We start from the raw sequence: 25,777 nt of genomic DNA, 5'->3' as shown, positions 1-25,777 counted from the left end.
CACGCACCACCGACATCGCCGACGCGCAGAAGCGCAATCGGGTGCCGCATCGCCGGCTCAGGAGGCCAGGTAGCCGCTCACGACCGCGCGGCAGGCGGCGATCGCCGCCGCATCGCCCTTGGGGTCGGCGATGAAGGCGCGCACGAGCAGGGCGTCGGCCACGGTGAGCGCGATGTCGAGCCGCTCGGCCAGGGTGCCGTCGTCGGTGATGCCGAGCTCGGCGACCAGCGCCGCGGCCAGCGGACCGGAGACCCGGGCGGCCGCGGCCGTGCCGCCGTCGACCTCGGGAAGCGCGATCTGGTCGCTCAGACGGATGGAGGTGAAGCCGGGCTCCGTGCGGTGCAGCTCGACGGTGGCGTCGATCAGGCAGCCGAAGGCGGCGTCGAGGGTCGTGGGCTTGGCGGACTCGAGCTTCTCGACGCTCGCGCGGAGGAAGCGCTCGAAGCTGCGCAGGCTCATGGCGCCCAGCACGGCGATGCGGTCGGGGAAGTAGCGGTAGACCGTGCCGATCGATGCGCCGGCGCGCTCGGCCACCATGGCGGTGGTCAGACGTTCGATGCCGACTTCGGCGACGACTGCCGACGCAGCATCGAGCAGCGCGCCGATGCGCTCACTGCTGCGCGCCTGCACCGGCTCGTTGCGGACGCTTCCCGTAGTTGTGAGCGCACCGCTCACCAGGTCGTTGAATGACAAATTCCGCCCGTTCCTTCCCGTTTCCCGCTGCAAGTCTAGTTGCGCCAAGGTGAGAAAGTGTCGCAAGGGCGCGCCCGATCCTCGAAACTGCAAGGCGTGACACACTAGAAGCGTGCCTTCTGACTCCGCCGCGGCACCCCGGCTGCACCGTGCCGCACGAATCGACGACGCGATCCACGACTTCCGGGAATCGTGGGCGCGGCGTCGCGGGCACCAGCCGACCGTGATTCCGTACGCCGGATACGGGTCGACCTCACGCATCCGGGTGCTCGGCCGCGTGCTGCTCACCAAGGAACCGAAAGCCGGATCGCGCGGCGCCCGCAAGCAGCAGCGCCGCGAGGAGCGGGTGCGCGGTTGGCGCAGCTTCACCAGCGTGCCGGTGGGCGACGTGGAGGTCACCATCGAGGTCGAGGGCATCGTGCGCACCGTCTTCGCCGATCGCGGCGGCGTCGTCGACACCGATGTCGATGTCGAGCTCGAACCCGGCTGGCACACCATCACCATGCGCACCCTCGACTCGGATGCGGTGCAGGCGCCCGTCTACATCGTGGCGCCCGAGACCTCGTTCGGCGTGGTCTGCGACATCGACGACACGGTCATGGTGACGGCCCTCCCCCGGCCGTTCCTGGCGTTCTGGAACACCTTCGTGCTCGACGTGCACGCGCGCACCCCCACCCCGGGGATGGCGGTGTTCCTCGAGCGGCTGATGGAGGACCATCCAGGTGCCCCGTTCATCTACCTCTCCACCGGCGCCTGGAACGTGGCTCCCACGCTCACCCGGTTCCTCGGCCGCAACCTGTACCCGCGCGGCCCCCTGCTGCTCACCGACTGGGGCCCCACGCACGACCGCTTCTTCCGCAACGGCCGCGAGCACAAGGAGAAGAACCTGCGCCGTCTGGCCGCCGAGTTCCCCGGCATCCGCTGGGTGCTGATCGGCGACGACGGCCAGCACGACGAGGAGATCTACAGCGAGTTCGCGCTCGAACACCCCGACAACGTGCGCGCGATCGCCATCCGCCAGCTCTCCCCCAGCGAAGCCGTCCTCGCCGGCGGCCGCGCCAAGAGCGAAGAGACCCCCACAGAAGTCCCCCGCGTGTATTCGCCCGACGGCGCGGGTCTGGCCCAACAGCTGAGTGCGCTGGGTTGACCGCGGTACTCGCAGTGTCAGCACCAAGCACCACACCAGGGCGCCCCACGCAACAGGCCGTACTCGTTTACCCAAGGTGAGCGTGTGGCCGACGGGTGCGAGCGAAGCCCGCGCCCGGCGACCGCGCGCTCACATGTCGCGCTGCGCCGGGCAGGGACCGGCGAAGCCCGGTCACGCCGAGCGAAGCCCGGCGCGACCGGCAACAAGCACAGCTAAACAGTTTCCGCGTGGGACTCCAGGAACTGATACACCTCGTTCTCGTCGACTCCCGGGAACTTGCCCGAGGGCAGGGGTGACAGGATGTGGGCGTGCAGCTTGGCCGAGGGCCAGGCGGCGTCCGACCAGCGCTCGGCGAGCGAGGAGTCGGGGCGGCGGCAGCAGCTCTCGTCGGGGCAGGTGGACTGCACCCGCCCCTGCGTGTCGCGGCCGCGGAACCACTTCGCCTCGGAGAACGGCACGCCGAACGTGATCGAGAACTCCCCCGCATCCGTCTTCCCCGTCTGGGTGGCGCACCAGTAGGTGCCGGCCGGCGTGTCGGTGTACTGGTAGAACTCGGTGGTGCGGTTGGTGCGGCCGAGCGCCCCGCGCGCCGCCCACTTGCGGCACACCAGCTGCCCCTCCACGGCACCGGTCACATCGACCGGCAGCGGTAGGTCGTCGTTCTCGTAGGCCTTGTAGATGGCGCCGTCCTCCCCCACCCGGATGAAGTGCACGGGCATGTCCAGGTGCGCGGTGCCGAGGTTGGTCATCCGCAGCGCCGCCGCTTCGTGGGTGACGCCGAACGCATCCCGGAAGTCTTCGACCGAGAGGTCTTTGCGCTGCTTCGCCGCCCGCAGGAAGGCGACGGATGCCGTCTGCGGCATGAGACAGGCAGCCGCGAAGTAGTTGATCTCGAGCCGCTGCTGCAAGAACTCGGCGTAGCTCTGCGGCGGCTGGTGGCCGAGCAGCCGGTGCGCCATCGCCTGCAGCGCCATCGACCGCAGCCCGTGCCCGCCCGGGATGGAGGCCGGCGGCAGGTAGATGCGCCCGTTCTCCAGGTCGGTGACGGATCGCGCGGAGTGCGGCAGGTTGTCGACGTAGATCAGCGTGAAACCCAGGTTCTCGGCCAGCAGCGACACACTGCGGTGCGTGAGCGCGCCCGAGGTGTGTCCCACCGTGGCGAGCGTCTCCTCGGCGAGCTTCTCCAGGTCGGGCAGGTAGTTGTTCTTCGCCCGCATCGCCATCCGGTTCTCGGTGTTCGCCCGCCGCGCCTCCTCGGGCGTCGCGATCGACTCCGTGGCACGTCGGCGCAACTCGCGGTGCAGCCCGACCAGCGATTCCAGGGTCTCCAGCGGCAGGTTGCGCGAGGCGGGCACGAGCGGCAGACCCAGCGATCCGTAGAGCGGGCTGCTCTGCGCCTTCGAGAGCTCGATCTCCAGCGCGGTGCGCGCATCCGGAGCCTCGTCGCTCAGCAGCTCGGCCACCGGCACGTCCAGCGCCACCGACAGCGACTGCAGCAGCGAGAGCTTCGGCTCGCGCCGCCCGTTCTCGATCAGCGAGAGCTGTGAACCCACGACACCCACCCGCGCCCCGAGCTGATCGAGCGTGTAGCCCTTCTCTTTTCGGTGGTGCCGGATGCGTCGCCCCAGCGTGATCAGGTCACTGCCCTCGGCCAATTTCGTCTCCTGTAAAGATCGGCGAATCTTTTCACGCAATTATGCCGAATCGCGCCCTCGCACTCTACATAGTGGAAGAACCGCCACACAATTGACAGAAAAGGTCTGCGCGATGAGCATCCTCGAAACCAGCAGCATGGTCGGAGTCGACGGCCCGAGCAAGAACCACGATGTGAATGAGTGGGTGCGCGACGTCGCGCTGCTCACCAAGCCCGACTCGATCGTCTGGTGCGACGGATCGACGCGCGAGTGGGACGACCTGACCAAGATGATGGTCGAGCAGGGCACGCTCATCCGGCTCAATCCGGAGTGGCGACCCAACAGCTTCCTGGCCCGCAGCGACCCGGCCGATGTGGCGCGCGTCGAGGACCGCACCTTCATCTGCTCCGAGAACGAGGCCGACGCCGGCCCCACCAACAACTGGCGCAACCCCTTCGCCATGCGCGAAGAGCTGACGAAGCTGTTCGCCGGCAGCATGCGCGGCCGCACCATGTACGTGGTGCCCTTCTCGATGGGCCCGCTCGGCGGCCCGATCTCCCAGCTCGGCGTGCAGGTCACCGACTCCCCCTACGTGGTCGTGAGCATGCAGCTGATGACTCGCATGGGCGAGGCGGCGCTGAACCTGATCGAGCCGGAGACCGCCTGGGTGCCCGCGCTGCACTCGGTGGGCGCGCCGCTGATCGCCGAAGACGGCACCCGCACGGCCGACGTGGCCTGGCCGCACAACCCCGAGAAGTACATCAGCCACTTCCCCGAGACCCGCGAGATCTGGTCGTTCGGATCCGGCTACGGCGGAAACGCCCTGCTCGGCAAGAAGTGCTTCGCGCTGCGCATCGCGAGCGTGATGGCCCGCGACGAGGGCTGGCTCGCCGAGCACATGCTGATCATCAAGATCACGAGCCCGGAGGGCAAGGTCTACCACGTGGCCGCCGCCTTCCCGAGCGCCTGCGGCAAGACCAACCTCGCCATGCTGAACCCGAGCGTTCCCGGCTGGAAGGTCGAGACCATCGGCGACGACATCGCCTGGATGCGCCCCGGCCCCGACGGCAAGCTGCGCGCCATCAACCCCGAGCGCGGCTTCTTCGGCGTGGCCCCCGGCACCGGCATCACCACCAACCCCACCGCCGTCGACACCGTCTGGGGCAACTCGATCTTCACCAACGTCGCCCTGCGCGACGACGGAGACGTGTGGTGGGAGGGTCTCACCCCCAAGGCTCCGGCGCACCTGATCGACTGGCAGGGCAACGACTGGACGCCCGATTCGGCCACCCCGGCCGCGCACCCCAACTCGCGCTTCACGGTGACCGCCGACCAGTGCCCCTCGATCGCCGAGGACTGGGATTCGCCCGAGGGCGTGGTGATCGACGCCATCCTGTTCGGCGGCCGCCGCCCCTCGACCGTTCCGCTGGTGTCGCAGGCCCGCGACTGGAACCACGGCGTGTTCATGGGCGCCACGATGGCCTCCGAGACCACCGCGGCCGCCGAGGGCGCCGTGGGGCGCCTGCGCCACGACCCCTTCGCGATGCTGCCGTTCTGCGGCTACAACATCACCGACTACTTCGCGCACTGGCTGGAGATCGGCGAGCAGCTGGGAACGGATGCTCCTCCCGTGTTCTCGGTGAACTGGTTCCGTAAAGACGAGGACGGGAAGTTCATCTGGCCCGGCTTCAGCGAGAACTCGCGCGTGATCGAGTGGATCGTGCGCCGTCTCGAGGGTTCCGTCGACGTGGTCGACGCCCCGATCGGCAAGCTGCCGAAGGTGCGCGACTTCAACGTCGACGGACTCGACCTCAGCTACGAGCAGCTGCAGGGCATCCTCTCGGTCGACCGCGCCGCCTGGAAGCGCGAGGTCGACGAGGTCGAGCGCTACTTCGACGAGCTCTCCACCGAAGAGGGCCACGCCGTACCCACCGAGCTCCGCCGCCAGCTCGCCTCCCTGAAGGCCAACATCCGCTGACCTTCTCTCGCAGAACCACCGCCGAATGGCCGCTGCCCCCGGGACAGCGGCCATTCGGTATTCTTGAGAGAACCACAGTGAGGCACCTCTCCATCTGACACGGTGCCGTCTATATCGCCAGGAGGCTCCACCATGTCCGCCAACGTGCCCGACAAACCCGCTCTCGAGGGTCTCGAGACCAAGTGGGACGCCGAGTGGTCCTCCCGCGGTACCTACCTCTTCAACCGCGCCGATGCTGTGCAAGGCGGGCGCGACTGCGTCTACTCGATCGACACCCCGCCGCCCACCGCCTCCGGCTCGCTGCACATCGGCCACGTGTTCTCCTACACGCACACGGATGTCGTGGCCCGTTTCCAGCGGATGGCCGGCAAGCAGGTGTTCTACCCGATCGGCTGGGACGACAACGGCCTGCCCACCGAGCGCCGGGTGCAGAACTACTACGGCGTGCGCTGCGACCCCACGCTCCCCTACGACCCCGACTTCACGCCACCCTTCCAGGGCGGTGACAACAAGTCGTCGAAGGCCGCCGACCAGATCCCCATCTCGCGCCGCAACTTCATCGAGCTCTGCGAGGTGCTGACCGTCGAAGACGAGAAGCAGTTCGAGTCGCTCTGGCGCGACCTCGGCCTCTCCGTCGACTGGACCCAGACCTACCGCACCATCTCGCGCGAGGCGCAGGCCGCCTCGCAGCTCGCCTTCGTGCGCAACGTCGAGCGCGGCGAGGCCTATCAGGCCATGGCGCCCACGCTGTGGGATGTCACCTTCCGCACCGCGGTGGCCCAGGCCGAACTCGAAGACAAGGAGCAGCCGGGCGCCTACCACCGCCTCGCCTTCACCAAGGCCGACGGTGAGCCCGTGTTCATCGAGACGACCCGCCCCGAGCTGCTGCCGGCCTGTGTGGCGCTGGTGGCGCATCCGGACGACGAGCGCTACAAGGCGCTGTTCGGCACCACCGTCACCACCCCCGTGTTCGGTGTGGAGGTTCCCGTCGTGGCGCACCACCTGGCTCAGGCCGACAAAGGCTCGGGCATCGCCATGATCTGCACCTTCGGCGACCTCAACGACGTGATCTGGTGGCGCGACCTCGACCTGCCCAACCGCGCGATCATCGGCTTCGACGGCCGCATCATCAGCGAGGCCCCGGATGCGATCGCCTCCGAGGAGGGCCGGGCCGCGTACGCGCAGCTCGCCGGCAAGACGGTGTTCTCGGCCAAGCAGGCCGTGGTGGAGCTGCTGCGCGAGTCCGGCGCCCTGATCGGCGACCCCAAGCCCATCACGCACCCCGTGAAGTTCTTCGAGAAGGGCGACCGCCCGCTCGAGATCGTCTCCACCCGTCAGTGGTACATCACCAACGGCGCGCGCGACGAAGATCTGCGGGCGCGCCTGATCGAGCTCGGCGGCGAGCTGGAGTGGCATCCGGAGTTCATGAAGGTGCGCTACGAGAACTGGGTCGGCGGTCTCACGGGCGACTGGCTGATCTCGCGCCAGCGCTTCTTCGGCGTGCCGCTGCCGGTGTGGTACCCGCTCGACGGCGACGGCAACCCGGTGTTCGACGAGCCGATCGTGGCGACCCCCGACATCCTGCCGGTCGACCCGTCGTCGGATGCTGCACCCGGCTACTCCGACGACCAGCGCGGGGTGCCCGGCGGCTTCCAGGGCGAGGTCGACGTGATGGACACCTGGGCCACCTCCTCGCTCACCCCGCAGCTGGCCGGCGGCTGGCAGCGCGACGAGGAGCTGTGGAACACGGTCTTCCCGTTCGACCTGCGCCCCCAGGGGCAGGACATCATCCGCACCTGGCTGTTCAGCACCATGCTGCGCTCGACCCTGGAGACGAATGAGAAGCCGTGGAAGCACGCGGCGCTCTCCGGCTTCATCGTCGACCCCGACCGCAAGAAGATGTCGAAGTCGAAGGGCAACGTGGTGACGCCGGCCGACATCCTGGCCACGCACGGCTCGGACGCGGTGCGGTACTGGGCGGCATCGTCCCGGCTCGGCACCGACGCGGCCTTCGACGAGAAGAACCCGACGCAGATCAAGATCGGCCGTCGCCTCGCGATCAAGATCCTGAACGCGGCGAAGTTCGTGTACGGCTTCGAGCTGCCCTCGGGACACTCCTCGATCACCGAGCCGCTGGATCTCAGCATGCTCACCGAGCTCGACGAGGTCATCCGCACGGCCACCAAGGCCCTGCAGAACTACGACCACGCCCGCGCGCTGGAGACCACGGAGACCTTCTTCTGGACCTTCTGCGACGACTACCTCGAGCTGGTGAAGGAGCGCGCCTACCGCGACTCCTCGGATGCGGCCGGCAAGGCCTCGGCCGTGCTCGCGCTGCAGACTGCGATCGACGTGCTGCTGCGGCTGTTCGCGCCGTTCCTGCCGTTCGCCACCGAAGAGGTGTGGTCGTGGAGCCACGACGAGTCGGTGCACACCGCCGCATGGCCCGCCTCGGTGGCGTCGGCGCTGCCCTCGGGCGTCTCCGCCGACCTGCCCGGCCACGCCGGCCTGCTGCCGTTGGCCTCGCGCGCCCTGGTGAGCATCCGCCGCGCCAAGACCGACGCGAAGGCTTCGCAGAAGACCCCGGTGGCATCCGCCACCATCACCGGCCCGGCCGCGGAGGTGGCTCTGCTGGAGCTCGCCTCGGCCGACCTCAAGGCCGTCGGACGCATCGCGGAGCTCGGCTTCGGCGAGGCGTCCGAACTCACCATCGGCGATATAGTTCTAGCGCCCGACGAGAACACCCAGGAGGGCACAGCATGAGCCAGGAGGCGACGATGCCGATTCAGGTCAGGCCGATCGAGCACGGGGAGTTCTTCCCGTGGCACGCGGTGTACACCGGGTACGGCGAGTTCTACGAGAAGCCGCTGCACGACGAGAAGGCCGTGCTCGTCTGGAGCTGGATCATCGACGACGCGAACGAGCTCGAGTGCCTCGTGGCGCTGGAGGGCGAGGGTGACGAGCAGCAGATCGTGGGGCTCGCGCACTTCCGTGAGTTCGCCCGGCCGCTGGACGGCACCCGGGGGATCTACCTCGACGACCTGTTCGTGCTGCCCGAGAAGCGCAAGCAGGGCATCGCCACGGCGCTGATCGAGGGCGTGGCCGCCGTCGGCCGCACCCGCAAGGCCAGTGTGCTGCGCTGGATCACCGCGAAAGACAACGAGACGGCCCGCGCGCTCTACGACCAGGTGGCCGAGAAGACCAAGTGGGTCACCTACGACAAGGCGCTCTGACGATGATCCAATTGGGAACCCGCTGGCTCGTGGGTGACGAGCCGCCCTCGCGACTCCCCCAGCCCGTGATCGACGCGATCTACGAGGTCGAGGGCGAACTCGCCGAGCAGGGCGTGGCCGCCGCCGGCGAGTGGAGCTGGACGCTCACCTGGCTCGAGGGCAAGCCCGTCGTCGAGCTCGACGACGAGACCGTCATCGAGTACGACCCCGATGCGGATGCCGCGGTGGTAACCCCCGGCTCCTGACCCGGCCCGCAGCCGGCCTGCGGGGGCCTTCCCGCTCAGGCCGGCAGCGAATCAGGCCGGCAGTGAATCAGACCAGCGCCGACTCGACCCGGTACGCCGCCCCGGGGTGCGTGTCGGGAAGCAGCACCTTTCCCTCGCCGAACAGGTGCTCGCGCAGCGTCGATCCGGTCAGCTCGTCCTTCAGCAGGCCGCGGCGGCGCATCTCGGGCATCACCCGGGCGAAGAACTGGTCGTGGCCGCCGTCGAACTCGGGCTGCACGAGGAAGCCGTCGGCGCCCGTGTCGGCGATCATCGCCTCCGCCTGGTCGACGATCTGCTCGGGCGTGCCCAGGAAGGGCTTGCCCATCACGCCGTTCGCCCGGAACTCCTCGAGCACCTCGCGCACCGTCGGCGCATCCGGCCCCAGGAAGCGCTCGATGTTGGTGCGCCCGTTGTCGCCGCCGGCGGCGCTCATCGGAATGGGCTTGTCGGGGTCGAGCGCGAGCAGGTCGATACCGGTGAAGTAGGCGTAGAGGGTGGCGGCGTGCTCGTCGGTGATCCGGTCGATCACCGCCTGATGCTGCGCCTGCGCATCCTCCATGCTGTCGGCCACGCGGAAGGTGCCGGCGATCAGGCACTTCACCGCGTCCTCCCCGCGCCCGAACTGCACGGACAGGCGTCGGATGTCGGCGATCTGCGCGGCGAGCGCCTTGGCCTCGGCAGCCAGGAACACCGCCTCCGCGTAGCGCGCCGCCAGTTCGCGGCCCGGCGCCGAGGCGCCCGCCTGGAACAGCACCGGCGTCACCTGCGGGCTCGGCGGCGTCACCAGCACGCCCTTCGAGCGGAAGTAGGTGCCCTCGTGCTCGATCTCGTGCACCTTCGAGGTGTCGGCCCAGATTCCCGCCGCCCCGTCGCGCACCAGGGCATCCGGCTCCCAGCAGCCCTCCCAGAACTTCAGCGACAGGTCGACGTGCTCCGCCGCCTTCGCGTAGCGGTCGTCGTGCGGCATCAGCGGCTCGCCGAACAGCAGCGCCGAGGCGGCCTGCGCCGAACCGGTCACGACGTTCCAGCCCATCCGGCCCTTCGAGAAATGGTCGAGCGAACGGTATTGCCGGGTGAGCGCGGGCGGCGACTCCACCATCGTGGACGTCGTGGTCACCAGCCCGAGCTTCGTCGTGACCGCGGCGAGCGCCGAGATGAGGGTGTGCGGATCGACGGTGGAGAACTGCACGTTGCGTTCGACAGCGGTGGGGATCACCGACTCGTTCAGCGTGGGGTAGCCGTAGGAGTCGGCGAAGAACAGGAAGTCGACGCCCGCGGCCTCGCACGTGCGGGCGAGATCGAGCCAGTAGTCGAGGTCGGTGAAGTTCGGCTCGTCCTCCCGCCCGGCCACCTTCCACGTCTGGCGCACTCCGCCGCCCTGGAACATCCCGATCGCCAGTTTCTTGGTCATGGGGCCTTCTCCTGTCTCGTGTGTCGGTTCGTCGGATGCGCGGTCGGGTCAGGCGGGCACGGCGCTCGCCGAGCGGCGGGCCGCGCCGGGGTGGTCGGCGGCGAGGTGCGGATGCCCCGTGAGCCGTTCGCGCAGGGTCGACCCGGCCACGGCCTCCTGCACCAGCCCGCGCCGCCGCATCTCGGGCAGGATCAGGTTCACGAAGCCGTCGAAGGTACCGAAGGCGTCGGGCTGCACGAGGAACCCGTCCGCGCCGGTGGTGGCCATCACGGCTTCGGCCTGGTCGACGATCTGCATCGGGTCGCCGATCAGCGGCGACCCCATCACGCTGTTGCTCTGGAACTCCTCGAGGATCTCACGCACGGTCGGAGCATCCGGCCCCAGGAAGCGCTCCACATTCGTGCGCCCCGTCTCGGTGAGCGCTGCGCGCGGGTCGAGAGGCTTGTCAGGGTCCATCTGCGACAGGTCGAGACCGGTGAAGAAGGCATATTGCACTGCCGCATCCGCCAGAGTGCGCACGCTCTCGGCGCGCCGGCGCAGCGCCCAGGCCTCGTTCTCGGTCTCGGCCACGACGAATGTGCCGGCGATGAGGCATCTGATCGAGAAGGGGTCACGCCCGTTCGCCTCGGCTCGGCGGCGGATGTCGGCGATCTGCGCGCGCATGGCCGGGACCTCCGCCGCGATGAACACACCCTCCGCGTACTTGGCCGCGAGCTCCCGCCCGGGCGCCGAGGCTCCGGCCTGGAACAGGGCCGGCGTGCGCTGCGGCCCGGGAGGAGTGGTGAGGATGCCCTCGGCCCGGAAGTGCGGGCCGTCGTGAGCGATCTCCCGCACGCGCTCGGGGTCGGCGAGGAGGTTGTTCGCGCGGTCGACGACGAGGCCGCCTTCGTCCCAGCAGTCCTCCCACAGCTTCAGCGTGAGGGCCACGTGGTCGTCGGCGACCGCGTAGCGCTCGTCGTGCGGGATCAGGGGCTCGCCGAACAGCCGGGCCGACGCGTTCTGGCCGGCGCCGGTGACGATGTTCCAGCCGATCCGGCCTTTCGTCAGGTGGTCGAGCGTCGCGAGCTTGCGGGCGACCACCGGTGGCCGTTCGACGGTCGTCGACAGGGTCACCACGAGGCCGAGCCGCTCGGTCACCGCGGCCAGCGCGGGCAGGATGACCATCGGATCGGCGCGCGGGAACGAGATGCCGCCCCGCAGGGCCTGATCGGGCAGCCGCCCGTCGACGAGGGGGTAGCCGTAATCGTCGGCGAAGAACAGGAAGTCCACACCCGCGGCATCCAGCGATCGCGCCATGTCGACCCAGTGCTGCAGGTCGAGGAAGTCCGTCGAGGTGTTCTCCGCCAGCTGCCAGGCCCCCATCAGGCCCGCGGTCTGGAACATCCCGATCGTCCAGGGAGCCGGCATCCGTTCGCCTCGATTCGCGTCGGTGGAACTCGGTCATGAAGCTCAAATTGAACTGAACGATTCACAAACTAACCGACGGATGTTTCGGCCGCATCACGCCCGCATTACGATCGTGACGCAGCCGGACTCCCCCGCTCAGCGGGTGCTGACGGGCGCCAGGATCGAGGCCAGGGCGCGCTGATGGGCCACCCGGAGTTCATCGGGATCGGCCCCGGCGAGCAGCGAGATCTGCAGTCCGCGCCAGAGGGCGACGACGGCCACCGAGCACTCCTCGGCAGTCTGCGGGTCGAAGCCCTCACGCACGAGCAGCCGCGCCACGCCTTCCGGCCACTGATTCGCGATCCGCCGGAAGTATTCGTCGTTGCGCTCGGAATGGCGCATGTGCAGGGTGAACAGTTCGAAGAAGAGCTGCAGGAACGGGCGGTTGCGTTTGTCGGCGATCCGCGTCCACGCGCGCTCGAGCAGCACATCGGCGGGCCCGTCGTCGTCGAGCTCGCCCATCAGGTGGTGGATGCCGGGAAAGCGCTCCAGCGCCGCCAGCGAGGCCTCGTCGAGCAGCTCCTCCTTCGACCCGAAGTAGTAGAGCAGCATCCGGTTGTTCGAACCGACGGTGCGCGCCAGCGAACTCAGGCTGACGTTGTTCACGCCGTGGTCGACGATGTGGTCGCCGACCAGTGCCAGCAGACGCCGGCGTTCCCGGGAGTGCGGCGTGACCATGCGGAAAGGTTAGCGCACGCCCCTCGGCAAGGTGGTGCCAGACAGAAAAGCGACCGTAATGCCGCGGTAACAAATCACTCCTATTGTGAAACAACCAGTTCATCCACTGACGCAATGCAGTCGCGACCGCCGGGGCGGTGCGGGGAAAGCAGGAGCTCGTGAGTCCGGTACTTCAGCAAGCCACATCGGTGCCCTCGCGCGACATCGCCCTCCTCGACGTGGCGAAGACCTATCCGCTCAAGCGCGGAGCGGCTCTCGCGGCCCTCGACGGCATCTCCCTCGACATCGCGAACGGCGAGTTCGTGGCCCTGCTCGGGCCCTCGGGCTGCGGCAAGTCCACGGTCCTGCGCATCGTGGCCGGACTGGAGGAGCCCACCTCGGGCTCCGTGTCGGTGGGTGGAGCGTCGCCGCAGGCGCTGTCCCGCGCGCACCGGCTCGGGGTGGCCTTCCAGGAGCACTCCCTCCTGCCGTGGCTGACGGTGCGCCAGAACATCGCGCTGCCCTACAGCGTCGCCGGCCGCAAGATCGACGGTGCTCACATCCAGGACCTGATCGAGCTCGTGGGGCTTGTGGGATTCGAGGACGCCCGGCCCAAGCAGCTCTCCGGCGGCATGCGCCAGCGGGCCTCGATCGCCCGCGCGCTCGTGCTGGAGCCGGAGGTGCTGCTGCTGGACGAGCCGTTCGGCGCGCTCGACGCGGTCACGCGGCGCCGGATGAACCGGGAGCTCGGGCGTATCTGGGCCGAGCTGCGCATCACCACGCTGCTGGTCACGCACGACGTGGACGAGGCGGTGCTGCTGGCCGACCGGGTGGTGGTGATGACGGGGCGACCCGGCCGGGTGCGGCACATCGAGGACATCGACCTGCCGCTGCGCGAGCACAGCGAACTGACCAGAACACCCGAGTTCCACGACATCGTCGACCGGCTCACCGGCCTGCTCGACGCGACGAAGGACGCATGACGGCGGTACGGCCGGGCACGCAGTCCGCGGCGCGGGCGGGGATGCGGCCGGGCCTGCGAACGGCGCTGTACGGTCTCGTCGGGGTCGCGGTGCTGCTGCTGATCGCCGAACTGATCGGGCAGTTCGGACTGCTCGGCACGACCTGGCCCCCGCTCACCAGCGTGTTCGCATTCCTGGCCGACCCGGCCAACCACACCCTGCTCGGCAATGCGCTCAGCACGACGGTGACGGAGGCGGCCGTCGGCGGCCTGATCGGCATCGCAGCGGGTGTCGGATTCGCCCTGCTCGCCTCGCTCGTTCCCGTGCTGGCACCGGGGCTCGACCGCTTCGCCGCCGTGATCGACGCCGTGCCGGCCGTGGCGCTGGCGCCGTTCCTCATCCTCATCCTCGGCCGAGAGGGCACGCCCGTGCTGGTGGTGGCCCTTTCCACCACCTTCATCATCTACATCTCGATGAGCTCCGGCCTCGCCACGGCGGCGCGGCCCTACCACGACCTGCTCGCGGTGCTCGGCGCCCGGCGCGGCACACGCCTGCGACTCGTGGACGTGCCGGCCGCTCTGCCGAAGCTCTTCGACGGGCTGGCGCTGGCCGCGCCCGCGATGATCCTCGGTGCCACGATCGGCGAGTGGTTCGGCGCCAGGCGCGGTCTCGGCGTGCTGTTCATCAGCGCGATGCAGAACTATCGCATCGACCTTCTGTGGGCAGCCGCTGTGCTGTCGGTGCTGTGCTCACTCGTGCTCTACGGGGCCGCCGTCGTCGCCCAGCGCGCGATCGCCAGGAGGTTCGCATGACCCGCATCGACACCGGAGCCGCAGCCGCAGCCGACGCACCCATCCAGGCGCACGGCACGGATGCCGCCGACCAGGCGGCCGCCTCGCCGCTGCGGGACGCGGCATCCATCACCCCCTCAACTCCGGCAGTCACGCGCTCCACCCCCTTCGTGCTGGTCGGCCGATTCCTGACAGCCGTCCTCCTGCGCTACTGGCCGATCATCCTGCTGCTGATCGCCTGGCCCACCTGGCTGCTGGTCAACGGCTACAGCCGGGCCGTCGCCCCCTCCCCCCTCGACGTCGCGGGCGACATCGTGCTGCATCCGGACGTCTACGTCTGGCCCGTGGTGTGGACGGCGCTGTTCGCCATCGGCGGCTTGATCCTCGGCATGCTCGTGGGCGTCGTGATGGGTGTGCTGGTGTGGATGTCGCCGCTCGTCTCGGGGCTGCTCACCCCCAGCGCCCTCATCCTGCGGGTGGTGCCGGTGACGGCGATGATCCCGATCCTCGCCCGGTTGTTCGGCTACGGATCGGGCACCGTCGTGGTGATCGTGGTGATCCTGGTGTTCTTCCCGGCGTTCTCGCTCACCATCTCGGGCATGTCGTCGGTGCCGCAGTCCAGCCGCGATCTCTTCGCGGTGCTGGGCTCTGGCCTGCGTTCCCGGGTGTGGCGGCTGCACCTGCCGGCGGCCGTCCCGAGCATCATGCTGGCGCTGCGGCTGAGCGCGCCGATCGCCATCCTCGGCGTGCTGTTGGCCGAGTACCTGCTGTCGGGCGTCGGGCTCGGAGACCTGCTCCAGTCCTCGGGCGACCGCCTCATCTACCAGCGGCAGTGGGCCTCGGCGCTCATCGCCACCGCCCTCTCCGTCATCTGCTTCGGCCTCGCCCGCACCGCGGAGCGCAAGGTCGTCGACCGCGTCACCTGACACCCGGTATCCCACACCCCCGCACCACCATCGAAGAGTTCCTCACACGAAAGAGAGACACAGCCATGGTTCCTCGCACCTCCCCCACCCGCACCAGGCGCGTGCGCGCGCTCTCCGCCGGCGCATCCGTGGCGGCCGCCGCCCTGCTGCTGGCCGGCTGCAGCACCAGCAGTTCGGGCGCCGAGTCGACGGATGGCGCCGCGGCCGATCCCATCCCCTTCTCCGTGGCGATGTCATGGATCTCCAACGTGGAGTACGGCGGATTCTGGCTGGCCGCCGAGAACGGTTACTACGAAGACGAGGGGCTCGACGTCGAATGGCTGCCGGGCGGCCCGGATGCCCCCACCGCCGAGTCGCAGGTGGCGGCCGACGCCGCCGACGCCGGGATCACCGCCGGCATGTCGAGCGCCTTCGCCGCCATGGCCGACGACGACTTCTCGATCATCGGCTCGGTCTTCCAGGACAACCCCGGCTGCTTCCTCTGGCTCAAGGACGATCCGATCGAGACGGCCGACGACCTGGTCGGCAAGACGATCCTGGCCCAGAGCGAGGCCACCGTCGAACAGGTCCTCACGCTCAACGACATCCCGCTCGACGCCGTCACCATCCTGCCGACCGGCTTCGACCCGGCGCCGCTCGTGAACGGCGACGGCGACGTGTACACCGCCTACGCCACCAACCAGCCCATCACGATGGAGCTGACGTTCGGCCTGAAGCCCGACGTCGACTTCGGCTGCACGCTCTCGGGAGAACTGGGCGCCCCGGGGTACGCGTCCTCCATCTTCGCGAAAGACGACAAGATCGACGAGAACCGGGATGCCTACGTGAAGTTCCTGCGCGCGTCGGTGAAGGGCTGGCAGGACTTTTTGGCCGACCCCACCAGCGGCGCCGAGCTCGCCGTCAACGACTTCGGAGCCGACCTCGGCCTCGACCTCGAGCAGCAGACCCTCTCCGGCGAGGCCTTCGCGAAGCTGATGGAGAGCCCCGCCACCGACGAGCACGGCTTGCTGTACATGGATCTCGACCGGCTCGAGACCGAGATGTACCCGGCCCTGGAGGCCTCCGGGATCACGGACCTGCCGCCCGTGGACGAGGCGGTCGACCTGAGCCTGCTCGACGAGATCGAAGCGAAGTAGCGCGGCCGTGGCGAAGCGGATGATCCTCGGCGTGTTCGAGGCGGGCACGCAGCAGATCGGGGGCACCACGAGCTGGGCTCATCCGCGGAGCCAGAACGGCGACTTCCGCGACATCGAGTACTGGATCGACATGGCGAAGATGCTCGACGACGCAGGGTTCGACCTGCTCTTCTTCGCCGGCGGATCGTTCGGCTACGCGTCGCTGAAGGGCGAACTGTCCGACGTGCTGGTGCGGGCGGGGATGATGTTCAGCCTCGACGGGGCGTACCTCATCCCCGCCCTCGCCGCCGCCACCGAGCGGCTGGGTTTCGTGGTCACCACCACGACCGGGTCGGATCATCCGCTGCACACCGTGCGCAAGTACTCCACGCTCGACCACGTCACGAAGGGCCGGATCGGCTGGAACATCGTCACCGGCGCGTCGCAGAACACGATGTCGAAGATGCTCGGCCAGTCGGAGATGGTGCCGCACGACAAACGCTACGAGGCGGCTGCCGAGTACGTCGAGGTGGCGCTGAAATTCTGGGAAGGCGGCAACGACGACGACGCGGTGGTGCTCGATCGCGAGGGCGGCGTCTTCGCCGATCCGGACAAGATCCACCTCGTCGAGCACGAGGGCGAGTACTACCGCTCGCGGGGATACCACACCCAGCCGCCGTCGCCCCAGCGCTCCCCCGTGCTCTTCCAGGCGGGCACCTCGGAAGCGGGGCGTGCCTTCGCGGCGAGGCACGCCGAGGGCGTGTTCATCCAGGGCACCACGTACGAGCAGACCGCGGCGAGCGTGGCCGACATCCGCCGGCGCGCCGCCGAGCTCGGGCGCGACCCGCACGACATCAAGCTGATCGTGGGGGTGACCATCGTCACGGCGGCGACGAGCGAGGAGGCGCACCGGCTGCGGGCCGAGTTCGAGCAGTTGCAGACCGACGAGCTCGCCGCGCACTACTACTCGGGCAACACCGGGCTGAACCTGATGGAGTTCGACCCCGACCTGCCGCTGAAGCAGCAGCTGCCCGACGACGGCCTGGCGGGCCAGATGGGCGTGAGCAACATCGAGCGCTTCTACTCCCGCCCCGACGGCAGCGCACCGACGGTGCGGGAGATCCTCGACGACCTCAAGGGGCGCGGCACGCGGGGCTTCGCCATCACGGGCGACCCCGTGGAGGTGGCCGACGAGCTCGAGCGCATGATGGATGCGACGGACCTCGACGGCTTCATGCTCGAGGCCGTGTTCAACACCGCCTCGATGCGCGACGTGATCGACCTCGTGCTGCCCGAACTGCGCCGGAGGGGCCGCCTCGACCCGGCGCCCGAGGGCGGCACCCTGCGCGAGCGCCTGCTCGGCAGGGGCCCGCACCTCGCGCCGGAGCACCCGGCCTCCGTGCCCCGCGCAGTAGGTCTGACAGTCTGATCGGACATGCGCTCGAGCCATTCGCCCGGCTGGATGGCAGCCCTCCCGAGATCGGACGACCTGCGTCGCTCTAGAACTCCGGGAGGCGCGGCGTGTAATGCTCCTCGAGCGCGGTGAGCTCTTCGGGGCTGAGCGTCACCTCGAGGGAGGCGATCGCGTCGCTGAGGTGCTGCGGCTTGGTGGCCCCAACGATCGGCGAGGTGACGGCCTTCTGCTGCCGCACCCAGGCGAGCGCCACCTGCGCCCGGCTCACTCCGCGCGCCTCGGCGACCCGGCCCACGGCCTCGGTGATCGCGCGGTCGGCGGCATCCGCCTGGCCGTAGAAGCGCTTCGTGACCCAGTCGGTCTCGGTGCGCTCGGTCTCCGTGCCCCACGGCCGCGTGAGGCGGCCCCGGGCCAGCGGGCTCCACGGCAGCACGCCGACACCCTGGTCGAGCACCAGCGGATGCATCTCCCGCTCCTCCTCGCGCTGCAGCAGGTTGTACTGGTCCTGCATCGACACGAACCGGGTCCACCCGTTTCGCTCGGCCACGTGCTGCGCCTTCGCGAACTGCCAGGCGAACATCGACGAGGCACCGATGTACCGCGCCTTGCCCGCGCGCACCACGTCGTGGAGGGCCTCCATAGTTTCCTCGATCGGCGTTTCGGGATCCCAGCGGTGGATCTGGTACAGGTCGACGTAGTCGGTCCCGAGCCGGGTCAGGCTCGCATCGATGGCGTTCAGGATGTGCGCCCGCGAGAGGCCGTGGTCATTCGGCCCGGCATCGCGCGCCAGTGGGAAAAACACCTTGGTGAAGATCTGCACCTCGTCGCGGCGGGCGAGTTCGCCGAGCATCCGCCCGGTGATCTCCTCGCTGGTGCCGTCGGAGTAGCTGTCGGCCGTATCGAAGGTGGTCAGGCCTGCCTCGAGCGCCTGCACGAAGAACGGCCGCGACTGCTCTTCGGGCAGGGTCCAGGTGTGGGTGCCACGGTCGGGCACGCCGTAGCTCATGCAGCCGAGCACGACGGGTGAGATGCTGAGGCCTGAGCGGCCGAGGCGAACGCTGTTCACGATGATCCTTTCGTTGTGCTGCGGCGGCGCCACGGGAAGGCGCTCCACAGCATGATGACGCCGCCCACGAGCAGCCCCCAGAACGCCGATCCGATACTCACCACGACGATCCCGGATGCCGTGACCAAGAAGGTCGCGATCGCCGGGATGCGATGGGCCGGCACCTCGATCGCCGCCGACACCGAGGTCGCCAGGGCACCGAGCAGTGCCAGACCGGCCACGGCCGTGATGAGGATGGGCGGCGCCGCCGAGATGAGCGCCGTGGCCACCCCTGCGGCCAGCCCGAACACGATGAAGCCGATGCCCGAGGTGACGGTGGCGATCCACCGCTTCGACTTGTCGGGGTGCGAATCCGGGCCGGCCATCAGCGCCGCCGTGATCGCCGCCAGGTTGACGGCGTGGCCGCCGAAGAACGATCCGGCCATCGTTCCGAGGCCCGAGGCCAGCAACGCCGGGCGCGGCGGAACGGTGTAGCCGAAGGTCGACATCACGGCGAAGCCTGGAACGTTCTGCCCGGCCATCGTCACCACGAACAAGGGGATGCCGAGGCTCACGATCACCAGCGGATCGAATGCCGGCGCCACGAACGTCAGCTGCGGCGAGAGCGACGCCTCGCTCAGCCACTCGGTTCCCGCACTCACGCCGATGCCGATCGCGGCCACCACCATCGCCGCCGGCACCGCCCAGCGCGGTGCGAAGCGGAACAGCACCAGCCAGGTCAGGATGACGGGCAGGGCGAGCCACGGGATCTCGATCGCCGCCGTGATCGGCGCCAGGCAGATCGGGAACAGGATGCCGGCGAGCATCGCGCTCGCCAGCGGCCGCGGGATGCTCGTGATCGCGCGCCCGAGCGCCGGCCAGAGCCCGCAGAGCACGATCAGGGCCCCGCACACCAGGAACGCGCCCGTGGCGGCCCGGAAGTCGTTCGTGGTCGCCGAGGCGGCGACCAGCAGGGCCGCCCCCGGAGTCGACCAGGCGAACGAGATCGGCATCCGGAACGTGACGGCGAGCAGGATGCAGAGCACACCGCTCAGCACGCAGACGACCAGCAGACCGCTCGCCGCCTGGGCGTCGTTCGCCCCCACGGCGTGCAGGCCGGCGACCACCAGCACGAACGAACTCGCGAAACCGGTGATCGACGCGACGATCCCGGCAGAGATGGGCTGGATGATGAGCGCGTCTCCCCCGCGACGGACGGTCACCGCTTGGATCGGTTAGAACAAAGCGGCTGAAACGGAATGGCTGCTGCGGCGGCGGCCTAGGCCGACTTCTCTTCGCGGCGCGCCTTGCGCGGCACGATGGTGGGCGCGGCGTTCTCAAGCACGGCCTCGCGGGTGACGATCACCCGGGCGACCTCGTCGGTAGAGGGAACCTCGAACATGATCGGCCCGAGCACCTCCTCCATGATCGCCCGCAGACCTCTCGCACCGGTCTGCCGCAGCACGGCCAGGTCGGCGATGGCCTCGAGCGCATCCGTCTCGAAGTCGAGCTCGACGCCGTCGAGTTCGAACATGCGCTGGTACTGTCGCACCAGCGCGTTACGCGGTTCGGTGAGGATCTGCATGAGGGCGGCCTGATCCAGCGGCAGAACCGTGGTGACCACGGGGAGCCGGCCGATGAACTCGGGGATGAGCCCGAACTTGTGCAGGTCTTCCGGAAGCACCTCGCCGAACAGGGAGGCTTCGGCCTTCTTGCTGTAGAGGGGCGAGTTGAAGCCGATGCCGCGCTTGCCGGCGCGCTGCGAGATGATCTCCTCGAGCCCCGCGAAGGCCCCCGCCACGATGAACAGCACGTTCGTGGTGTCGATCTGGATGAACTCCTGGTGCGGATGCTTGCGCCCGCCCTGCGGCGGAACGCTCGCGACCGTGCCCTCGAGGATCTTCAGCAGCGCCTGCTGCACGCCCTCGCCCGACACGTCGCGGGTGATCGACGGGTTCTCGGCCTTGCGGGCGATCTTGTCGATCTCGTCGATGTAGATGATGCCGGTCTCGGCGCGCTTCACGTCGTAGTCCGCGGCCTGGATGAGCTTCAGCAGGATGTTCTCGACGTCTTCGCCGACGTATCCGGCCTCGGTGAGTGCCGTGGCATCCGCCACCGCGAACGGCACGTTCAGCCGCTTCGCCAAGGTCTGCGCGAGATAGGTCTTGCCGCAGCCCGTGGGACCGATCAGCAGGATGTTGCTCTTGGCGATCTCGACCTCGTTGGCCTGGGCCTCGGCCGAGACGATCGTGGTGCGGGCGCGGGTGCGCTTGTAGTGGTTGTAGACGGCCACCGACAGGGCGCGCTTGGCCGCATCCTGACCGATGACGTACTCCTCGAGGAAGGAGTAGATCTCTTTCGGCTTGGGCAGCTCGAACTCGCCGGCCGCTTCTTCGCTGGCCTCCGAGAGACGTTCTTCGATGATCTCGTTGCAGAGCTCGACGCACTCGTCGCAGATGTAGACACCGGGCCCGGCGATGAGCTGCTGGACCTGCTTCTGGCTCTTTCCGCAGAATGAGCACTTGAGCAGGTCGGCGCTCTCTCCTATGCGTGCCATGCCCAGCCTCCTAGTCGCTGTGTTCTGACGAGCCTAACCCGAACCCCAGACACACTTCGACAGCCACGCACGAATCGAGACCCTTACGGTCGGATCCGTCGCGCACGGCCCGTTCCGCGTCGTCCGCGGCGTGTCCGGCCGAGTTCACGCCAGAGCATCTGGCCCGCCACGAGCACAAGGAACACCGCGAAGGCGATCGAGGCGGCGCGGGTGGGGATGACCGCGGCCGTCCAGCTGCCGGCCACGGTGGCGACGGATCCTGCCAGGCCGATCACGAGACCGGCCCTCAGGTCGGCGTTCCGGCGCCGCAGGTTCGCCACCGACGTGGTGATGCTGCTCGGGGCGATCGCGATCAGCGAACTCCCCTTGGCCACGAGGTCGCCCACGCCGCCGCCGAGCACGAGCGCCGGCACGATCACGATGCCACCGCCCACGCCGATGACGCCGGAGAGCACGCCGGCCACGAAGCCGACGGCCACGAGCAGCACGCCGCCGAACACGGTGAGCTGCGGCGCAGCCGCGCTCGAGGGCTCGGAGAACACCAGTCGCACCGCCACGAACAGCAGGAAGACGATGAACAGCAGGGCGATGGCTCGCGACGGCAGCTTGACCAGCAGCCAGCTGCCGAGAAAACCGCCGCCCACCGCGCCGGCGGCCAGCAGCAGGCCGTAGCCCCAGTTCGCCGTGCCGAGCACGGTGTAGCTGAGCGCCCCCACGATCGTGACGGGCGCGATGGCCAGCAGCGAGGTGCCCGAGGCGAGCTTCTGCGAGAAGCCCAGGATGCCGACCAGCGCCGGCACCACGATCGTGCCGCCGCCCACGCCGAAGACGCCTGAGAGGAAGCCGCCGGCCAGGCCGATGGCGATCAGGATCCAGACGGTGGCGCGCGGCCCCGGCGGCGTCATCCGTTCCCCGCCCGGTCGGCATCGGTGTCGATCAGGTGGCGCAGATAGCGACCGGGCGCATCCAGGAACCGGCGCCAATGGCCCACGAGTTCCAGATCGTCCCACTCGGTGCGCCGGATGCCCCACTCGCCGAGTTCGAGGATGGTGGCTCCCGGCAGGGAGGCCAGCACGGGCGAGTGCGTGGCGCAGACGACCTGCGCGCCCGCCTTCGCGAGGGCGTCGAGATCGGCCAGGTAGCGCAGCGTCGACTGGAACGACAGCGCCGCCTCGGGCTCGTCGAGGCAGAAGAAGCCGGGCGAGTCGATCTTGCGGTCGAGCAGGGCGAGGAACGACTCGCCGTGGCTCATCTCGTGCAGGTCGCGGTCGGGCGAATCCGGCAGCTGCTCGAGATAGCTGTAGTAGCTGTGCATGGTCTCGGCGCGCAGGAAGAAACCCCAGCGCGGCGCCACCAAGCCGCGGTCGAGCTTCAGCCACTCCCCCAGCGGCGACTCGCTCGCGCGGGTGCGGCCTCCCCCGTTGCGGCTTCCGCCCTCGGCGGGGAATCCGAAGGCCATCGCGATGCCCTCGAGCACCGTCGACTTGCCGCTGCCGTTCTCGCCCACCAGGAAGGTGATCCCCGGATCCAGTTCCAGCCCGCCCTGCAGCTGGGCCACGGCGGGCACCGTCATGGGCCACGAACCGGCGACAGCCGGGGCATCCGAGAAGAAGGAGATCTTCCGGATGGCCCGGCTGTCGGTCAACCAGTCCTGGTCGGACACGGCGTCGCTGCGGCGTGCGGTGAGGTCAGCTGACCAGCGCCGGCACGTTCTTGCGCGAGGTGAGCACCTGGTCGATGAGGCCGTAGTCCAGCGCCTCGGCGGCCGAGAGGATCTTGTCGCGGTCGATGTCCTTGTTGACCTGCTCGAGCGTGCGGTTCGAGTGGTGCGACAGCGTCGACTCGAGCCACTCGCGCATCCGCAGGATCTCGCGGGCCTGGATCTCGATGTCGGACGCCTGGCCGCCGCCCTGGCCGGTAGCCGGCTGGTGGATCAGGATGCGCGCGTTCGGGAGTGCGAGGCGCTTGCCGGGCGTTCCGGCCGCGAGCAGCACGGCCGCGGCGGAGGCCGCCTGGCCCAGGCACACGGTCTGGATCTGCGGGCGCACGTACTGCATCGTGTCGTAGATCGCCGTCATCGCGGTGAACGAGCCACCGGGCGAGTTGATGTACATCTCGATGTCGCGATCGGGATCCTGCGACTCGAGCACCAGCAGCTGGGCCATCACGTCATCGGCCGAGGCGTCGTCGATCTGCACGCCGAGGAAGATGATGCGGTCTTCGAAGAGCTTCGCGTACGGGTCCTGACGCTTGAAGCCGTAGGCCGTGCGCTCTTCGAAGCTGGGCAGGATGTAGCGGTCGGTGGGCATGGTGCCGTTGCGGTAGGCACTCGCACCGAAGGTGGGGGTTTCCATGGGTTCTTTTCCCTGTTCTCGTATCGGTGCGGACTAGAGCTGGTCGGCAGCCGTGCCGGCGCCGCCGACGACATCGCTGGCGAACTCGCGAACGTGGTCGACGAAGCCGTACTCCAGCGCCTCCTGGGCACTGAACCAGCGGTCGCGGTCGCCGTCTTCGTTGACCTGCTCGACGGTCTTGCCCGTCTGGTCGGCCGTGATCTGGGCGAGCGTGTGCTTCATGCTCAGGATGAGCTGCGCCTGGGTCTGGATGTCGCTGGCGGTTCCGCCGAATCCGCCGTGCGGCTGGTGCAGCAGCACGCGGGCGTTCGGCGTGATGTACCGCTTGCCCTTGGTGCCGCTGGTGAGCAGGAACTGGCCCATCGAGGCGGCCATGCCGATGCCCACGGTCACGATGTCGTTCGGCACGAACTTCATGGTGTCGTAGATCGCCATGCCGGCCGTGATCGAGCCGCCGGGCGAGTTGATGTAGAGGTAGATGTCGCGCTTGGGGTCTTCGGCCGCGAGGAGCAGGATCTTGGCGCAGATCTCGTTCGCGTTGTCGTCGCGGACTTCCGACCCGAGCCAGATGATGCGGTCCTTCAGCAGTCGGTCGAAGACGCTGGATGGAAGAGCCGTTTCGGCCATGTGTGTCGCTCCAATTCGCTTGCAGTGGTTTGAATCTACTGGAGCGCACCGCTCTGGCGGCCCGTGTTCGCCGTCGGCAGATAGTGGAAGGCGATCAGGCGTGCAGGCGGTGGGACGCGACGAGCTCCGCGAACCAGCCCGCACTGTCCTTCGGCGTGCGCTGGAGCGTGTCGTAGTCGACGCGCACGATGCCGAACCGCTTGGAGTAGCCGTAGCCCCACTCGAAGTTGTCGAACAGCGACCAGACGAAGTAGCCGCGCACGTCGACGCCCCGCGCGATCGCCCGGTGCACGGCCGCGAGGTGCCGGTGCAGATAGTCGATGCGGTCGGGATCGTGGATGTCGCCGGCATCCGTCACCGTGTCGGCGAAGGCGGCGCCGTTCTCGGTGATCATCAGCGGCAGGCCGGGGAACTCCTCGTGCAGCGCCCCGAGCAGCTCGTCGAGGCCGGCCGGCTCGATGTTCCAGCCCATGTCGGTGTAGGGCCCGGGTTGAGGCACGAACTCCACGTCGGAGGCGCCCGGCCAGGGCGACCCGCCCATGTCTTTGTGCCCGTCGCTGTTCTGCCGGGGGCTGACGCCGTCCCAGAGCCGCACCCGGGCCGTGGAGTAGTAGTTCACGCCGAGCACGTCGAGGGGCTGGTTGATCGCCTCGAGGTCGCCCGGCCGCACGAACGCCCAGTCGGTGACCTCGGCGGTCTGCGCGATCAGGTCGGCGGGGTACTCCCCCTTGAGAATCGGATGCGTGAACGCACGGTTCGCGAGCGCGTCGATCTTCTGCATCGCCGCCGGGCCCGTCTCGCCCTCCCCGCGCAGCACGTGGAAGTTGAGCGTGACGGAGTAGTCGGGCTCGTTCGTCACGACCGAGCGGAGCGCCTGCACTCCGAGGCCGTGCGCGAGATTGAGGTGATGCACGGCGGCGAGCGCATCGGCGCCGTCGGTGCGGCCCGGCGCGTGCGCCCCCGACCCGTAGCCGAGGTACGCCGAGCACCAGGGCTCGTTGAGGGTGGTCCAGGTGGCGACCCGGTCGCCGAGGGCCCGGCCGACCACCGCGGCGTAGTCGGCGAAGGCCTCCGCGGTGGCGCGGGCGGGCCAGCCGCCGGCATCCTCCAGCGTCTGGGGAAGATCCCAGTGGTAGAGCGTGGCCACCGGTGTGATCCCGCGTTCCAGCAGGCCGTCGACGAGCCGGGAGTAGAAGTCGATCCCGGGCTGGTTCACGGCGCCGGTGCCCTCGGGCACGATCCGCGGCCAGGCCACCGAGAAGCGGTAGGAATCGAGCCCGAGCGAGGCCATGATGTCGAGATCCTCGTCGAGGCGGTTGTAGTGATCGCACGCCACGTCGCCGGTGTCGCCGTTCCAGACCTTGCCCGGCGTGTGACTGTAGGTGTCCCAGATGGAGGGCCGCCGGCCGTCGGCCGCAACGGCGCCCTCGATCTGGTACGAGGCCGTCGCCGATCCGAACACGAAATCGGGACCGAACATGAGACCGGTGTCGCGATAGTCGTTCCGCAGCACGTCAGGGT

23 protein-coding genes are annotated in these 25,777 nt (G+C 69.0%); 10 read left to right on the top strand and 13 right to left on the bottom strand.

Features of this window, described 5'->3' with window-relative positions:
* Positions 1-57: 57 nt before the first annotated feature.
* A complete protein-coding gene (locus Q0D75_RS03060; RefSeq protein ID WP_291049231.1) occupies positions 58-693 on the bottom strand; it encodes a TetR/AcrR family transcriptional regulator in 636 nt (211 codons plus the stop codon).
* A gap of 112 nt (positions 694-805) precedes the next feature.
* Here Q0D75_RS03060 and Q0D75_RS03055 point away from each other — a divergent pair, with 112 nt between their 5' ends.
* Positions 806-1,840 (top strand): phosphatase domain-containing protein, encoded by a 1,035-nt coding sequence (locus tag Q0D75_RS03055; RefSeq protein WP_291049229.1) that lies wholly within the window; start codon positions 806-808, stop codon positions 1,838-1,840.
* Positions 1,841-2,052: 212 nt separating this feature from the next.
* On the opposite strand, the gene Q0D75_RS03050 is transcribed toward Q0D75_RS03055, so the two are convergent.
* Positions 2,053-3,495, bottom strand: coding sequence for a helix-turn-helix transcriptional regulator (locus Q0D75_RS03050; protein WP_291049226.1), 1,443 nt, complete (start codon positions 3,493-3,495; stop codon positions 2,053-2,055).
* 112 nt (positions 3,496-3,607) lie between these two features.
* Here Q0D75_RS03050 and Q0D75_RS03045 point away from each other — a divergent pair, with 112 nt between their 5' ends.
* The 4 genes from Q0D75_RS03045 to Q0D75_RS03030 all read left to right on the top strand — a co-directional run bounded on the left by Q0D75_RS03045 (position 3,608) and on the right by Q0D75_RS03030 (position 8,930).
* Positions 3,608-5,452 carry a phosphoenolpyruvate carboxykinase (GTP) gene (locus tag Q0D75_RS03045; RefSeq protein ID WP_291049223.1) on the top strand — a complete coding sequence of 615 codons (1,845 nt, stop codon included), beginning with the start codon at positions 3,608-3,610 and terminating at the stop codon, positions 5,450-5,452.
* Positions 5,453-5,584: 132 nt separating this feature from the next.
* Entirely contained in the window at positions 5,585-8,215 is a 2,631-nt protein-coding gene (gene valS, locus Q0D75_RS03040; protein WP_291049220.1) for a valine--tRNA ligase, read from the top strand.
* A gap of 14 nt (positions 8,216-8,229) precedes the next feature.
* Complete coding sequence (locus Q0D75_RS03035) at positions 8,230-8,685, top strand: GNAT family N-acetyltransferase (protein ID WP_291049218.1); 456 nt, start codon at positions 8,230-8,232, stop codon at positions 8,683-8,685.
* Between the two features lie 2 nt (positions 8,686-8,687).
* Entirely contained in the window at positions 8,688-8,930 is a 243-nt protein-coding gene (locus tag Q0D75_RS03030) for a hypothetical protein (protein WP_291049216.1), read from the top strand.
* 67 nt (positions 8,931-8,997) lie between these two features.
* Here Q0D75_RS03030 and Q0D75_RS03025 read toward each other — a convergent pair whose 3' ends face one another.
* The 3 genes from Q0D75_RS03025 to Q0D75_RS03015 all read right to left on the bottom strand — a co-directional run bounded on the left by Q0D75_RS03025 (position 8,998) and on the right by Q0D75_RS03015 (position 12,486).
* On the bottom strand, positions 8,998-10,362 hold the full coding sequence (locus Q0D75_RS03025; RefSeq protein ID WP_291049214.1) for an NtaA/DmoA family FMN-dependent monooxygenase: 1,365 nt from the start codon (positions 10,360-10,362) through the stop codon (positions 8,998-9,000).
* A gap of 48 nt (positions 10,363-10,410) precedes the next feature.
* Positions 10,411-11,769: an NtaA/DmoA family FMN-dependent monooxygenase gene (locus tag Q0D75_RS03020; protein WP_291049212.1), complete on the bottom strand. Its 1,359-nt coding sequence runs from the start codon at positions 11,767-11,769 to the stop codon at positions 10,411-10,413.
* A gap of 135 nt (positions 11,770-11,904) precedes the next feature.
* Positions 11,905-12,486, bottom strand: a complete 582-nt coding sequence (locus Q0D75_RS03015; RefSeq protein ID WP_291049209.1) for a TetR/AcrR family transcriptional regulator — start codon at positions 12,484-12,486, stop codon at positions 11,905-11,907.
* A gap of 158 nt (positions 12,487-12,644) precedes the next feature.
* Between Q0D75_RS03015 and Q0D75_RS03010 the strand changes: the two genes are divergently transcribed.
* From Q0D75_RS03010 to Q0D75_RS02990, 5 genes are all read left to right on the top strand, one after another.
* Positions 12,645-13,448, top strand: coding sequence for an ABC transporter ATP-binding protein (locus Q0D75_RS03010; protein ID WP_291049206.1), 804 nt, complete (start codon positions 12,645-12,647; stop codon positions 13,446-13,448).
* Positions 13,445-14,239: an ABC transporter permease subunit gene (locus Q0D75_RS03005; protein WP_291049204.1), complete on the top strand. Its 795-nt coding sequence runs from the start codon at positions 13,445-13,447 to the stop codon at positions 14,237-14,239. The genes Q0D75_RS03010 and Q0D75_RS03005 overlap by 4 nt, the downstream gene beginning before the upstream one ends.
* Entirely contained in the window at positions 14,236-15,144 is a 909-nt protein-coding gene (locus tag Q0D75_RS03000) for an ABC transporter permease subunit (RefSeq protein WP_291049201.1), read from the top strand. Before Q0D75_RS03005 ends, Q0D75_RS03000 begins: the two co-directional genes overlap by 4 nt.
* 65 nt (positions 15,145-15,209) lie before the next feature.
* Complete coding sequence (locus Q0D75_RS02995) at positions 15,210-16,280, top strand: ABC transporter substrate-binding protein (protein WP_291049199.1); 1,071 nt, start codon at positions 15,210-15,212, stop codon at positions 16,278-16,280.
* Between the two features lie 7 nt (positions 16,281-16,287).
* Positions 16,288-17,688, top strand: coding sequence for an NtaA/DmoA family FMN-dependent monooxygenase (locus Q0D75_RS02990; RefSeq protein ID WP_291049197.1), 1,401 nt, complete (start codon positions 16,288-16,290; stop codon positions 17,686-17,688).
* A 70-nt stretch (positions 17,689-17,758) separates the two neighbouring features.
* Here Q0D75_RS02990 and Q0D75_RS02985 read toward each other — a convergent pair whose 3' ends face one another.
* The 8 genes from Q0D75_RS02985 to Q0D75_RS02950 form a co-directional block, all read right to left on the bottom strand.
* Positions 17,759-18,739 carry an aldo/keto reductase gene (locus Q0D75_RS02985; RefSeq protein WP_291049195.1) on the bottom strand — a complete coding sequence of 327 codons (981 nt, stop codon included), beginning with the start codon at positions 18,737-18,739 and terminating at the stop codon, positions 17,759-17,761.
* Positions 18,736-19,941: a benzoate/H(+) symporter BenE family transporter gene (locus Q0D75_RS02980; RefSeq protein ID WP_291049192.1), complete on the bottom strand. Its 1,206-nt coding sequence runs from the start codon at positions 19,939-19,941 to the stop codon at positions 18,736-18,738. The genes Q0D75_RS02985 and Q0D75_RS02980 overlap by 4 nt, the downstream gene beginning before the upstream one ends.
* A gap of 56 nt (positions 19,942-19,997) precedes the next feature.
* Positions 19,998-21,275 (bottom strand): ATP-dependent Clp protease ATP-binding subunit ClpX, encoded by a 1,278-nt coding sequence (gene clpX / locus Q0D75_RS02975; protein ID WP_291049190.1) that lies wholly within the window; start codon positions 21,273-21,275, stop codon positions 19,998-20,000.
* 83 nt (positions 21,276-21,358) lie between these two features.
* The gene (locus Q0D75_RS02970; RefSeq protein WP_291049188.1) at positions 21,359-22,180 is read right to left on the bottom strand and encodes a sulfite exporter TauE/SafE family protein; all 822 of its coding nucleotides are present in this window, start codon (positions 22,178-22,180) and stop codon (positions 21,359-21,361) included.
* Positions 22,177-22,920: an AAA family ATPase gene (locus Q0D75_RS02965; RefSeq protein WP_291049186.1), complete on the bottom strand. Its 744-nt coding sequence runs from the start codon at positions 22,918-22,920 to the stop codon at positions 22,177-22,179. The genes Q0D75_RS02970 and Q0D75_RS02965 overlap by 4 nt, the downstream gene beginning before the upstream one ends.
* A 43-nt stretch (positions 22,921-22,963) precedes the next feature.
* Complete coding sequence (locus tag Q0D75_RS02960; protein ID WP_291049183.1) at positions 22,964-23,629, bottom strand: ATP-dependent Clp protease proteolytic subunit; 666 nt, start codon at positions 23,627-23,629, stop codon at positions 22,964-22,966.
* A 33-nt stretch (positions 23,630-23,662) separates the two neighbouring features.
* Positions 23,663-24,256, bottom strand: a complete 594-nt coding sequence (locus Q0D75_RS02955; RefSeq protein WP_291049181.1) for an ATP-dependent Clp protease proteolytic subunit — start codon at positions 24,254-24,256, stop codon at positions 23,663-23,665.
* 94 nt (positions 24,257-24,350) lie between these two features.
* The gene (locus tag Q0D75_RS02950) at positions 24,351-25,736 is read right to left on the bottom strand and encodes a GH1 family beta-glucosidase (RefSeq protein ID WP_291049269.1); all 1,386 of its coding nucleotides are present in this window, start codon (positions 25,734-25,736) and stop codon (positions 24,351-24,353) included.
* Positions 25,737-25,777: the final 41 nt, after the last annotated feature.

The organism is Herbiconiux sp. (assembly GCF_023264855.1).
Classification (GTDB): Bacteria; Actinomycetota; Actinomycetes; order Actinomycetales; family Microbacteriaceae; genus Herbiconiux.
The sequence above is the reverse complement of the archived record's forward strand: the minus strand, read 5'-3'. Positions and strand labels throughout refer to the sequence as shown.

Excerpts from the sequence above, each read along its gene's own strand:
- Q0D75_RS03045 (WP_291049223.1), top strand. The coding sequence starts at position 3,608 with ATGAGCATCCTCGAAACCAGCAGCATGGTCGGAGTCGACGGCCCGAGC.
- valS (WP_291049220.1), top strand. The coding sequence starts at position 5,585 with ATGTCCGCCAACGTGCCCGACAAACCCGCTCTCGAGGGTCTCGAGACC.
- Q0D75_RS03035 (WP_291049218.1), top strand. The coding sequence starts at position 8,230 with ATGCCGATTCAGGTCAGGCCGATCGAGCACGGGGAGTTCTTCCCGTGG.
- Q0D75_RS03030 (WP_291049216.1), top strand. The coding sequence starts at position 8,688 with ATGATCCAATTGGGAACCCGCTGGCTCGTGGGTGACGAGCCGCCCTCG.
- Q0D75_RS03025 (WP_291049214.1), bottom strand. The coding sequence starts at position 10,362 with ATGACCAAGAAACTGGCGATCGGGATGTTCCAGGGCGGCGGAGTGCGC.
- Q0D75_RS03020 (WP_291049212.1), bottom strand. The coding sequence starts at position 11,769 with ATGCCGGCTCCCTGGACGATCGGGATGTTCCAGACCGCGGGCCTGATG.
- Q0D75_RS03015 (WP_291049209.1), bottom strand. The coding sequence starts at position 12,486 with ATGGTCACGCCGCACTCCCGGGAACGCCGGCGTCTGCTGGCACTGGTC.
- Q0D75_RS03005 (WP_291049204.1), top strand. The coding sequence starts at position 13,445 with ATGACGGCGGTACGGCCGGGCACGCAGTCCGCGGCGCGGGCGGGGATG.
- Q0D75_RS03000 (WP_291049201.1), top strand. The coding sequence starts at position 14,236 with ATGACCCGCATCGACACCGGAGCCGCAGCCGCAGCCGACGCACCCATC.
- Q0D75_RS02995 (WP_291049199.1), top strand. The coding sequence starts at position 15,210 with ATGGTTCCTCGCACCTCCCCCACCCGCACCAGGCGCGTGCGCGCGCTC.
- clpX (WP_291049190.1), bottom strand. The coding sequence starts at position 21,275 with ATGGCACGCATAGGAGAGAGCGCCGACCTGCTCAAGTGCTCATTCTGC.
- Q0D75_RS02970 (WP_291049188.1), bottom strand. The coding sequence starts at position 22,180 with ATGACGCCGCCGGGGCCGCGCGCCACCGTCTGGATCCTGATCGCCATC.
- Q0D75_RS02960 (WP_291049183.1), bottom strand. The coding sequence starts at position 23,629 with ATGGAAACCCCCACCTTCGGTGCGAGTGCCTACCGCAACGGCACCATG.
- Q0D75_RS02955 (WP_291049181.1), bottom strand. The coding sequence starts at position 24,256 with ATGGCCGAAACGGCTCTTCCATCCAGCGTCTTCGACCGACTGCTGAAG.
- Q0D75_RS02950 (WP_291049269.1), bottom strand. The coding sequence starts at position 25,736 with ATGTTCGGTCCCGATTTCGTGTTCGGATCGGCGACGGCCTCGTACCAG.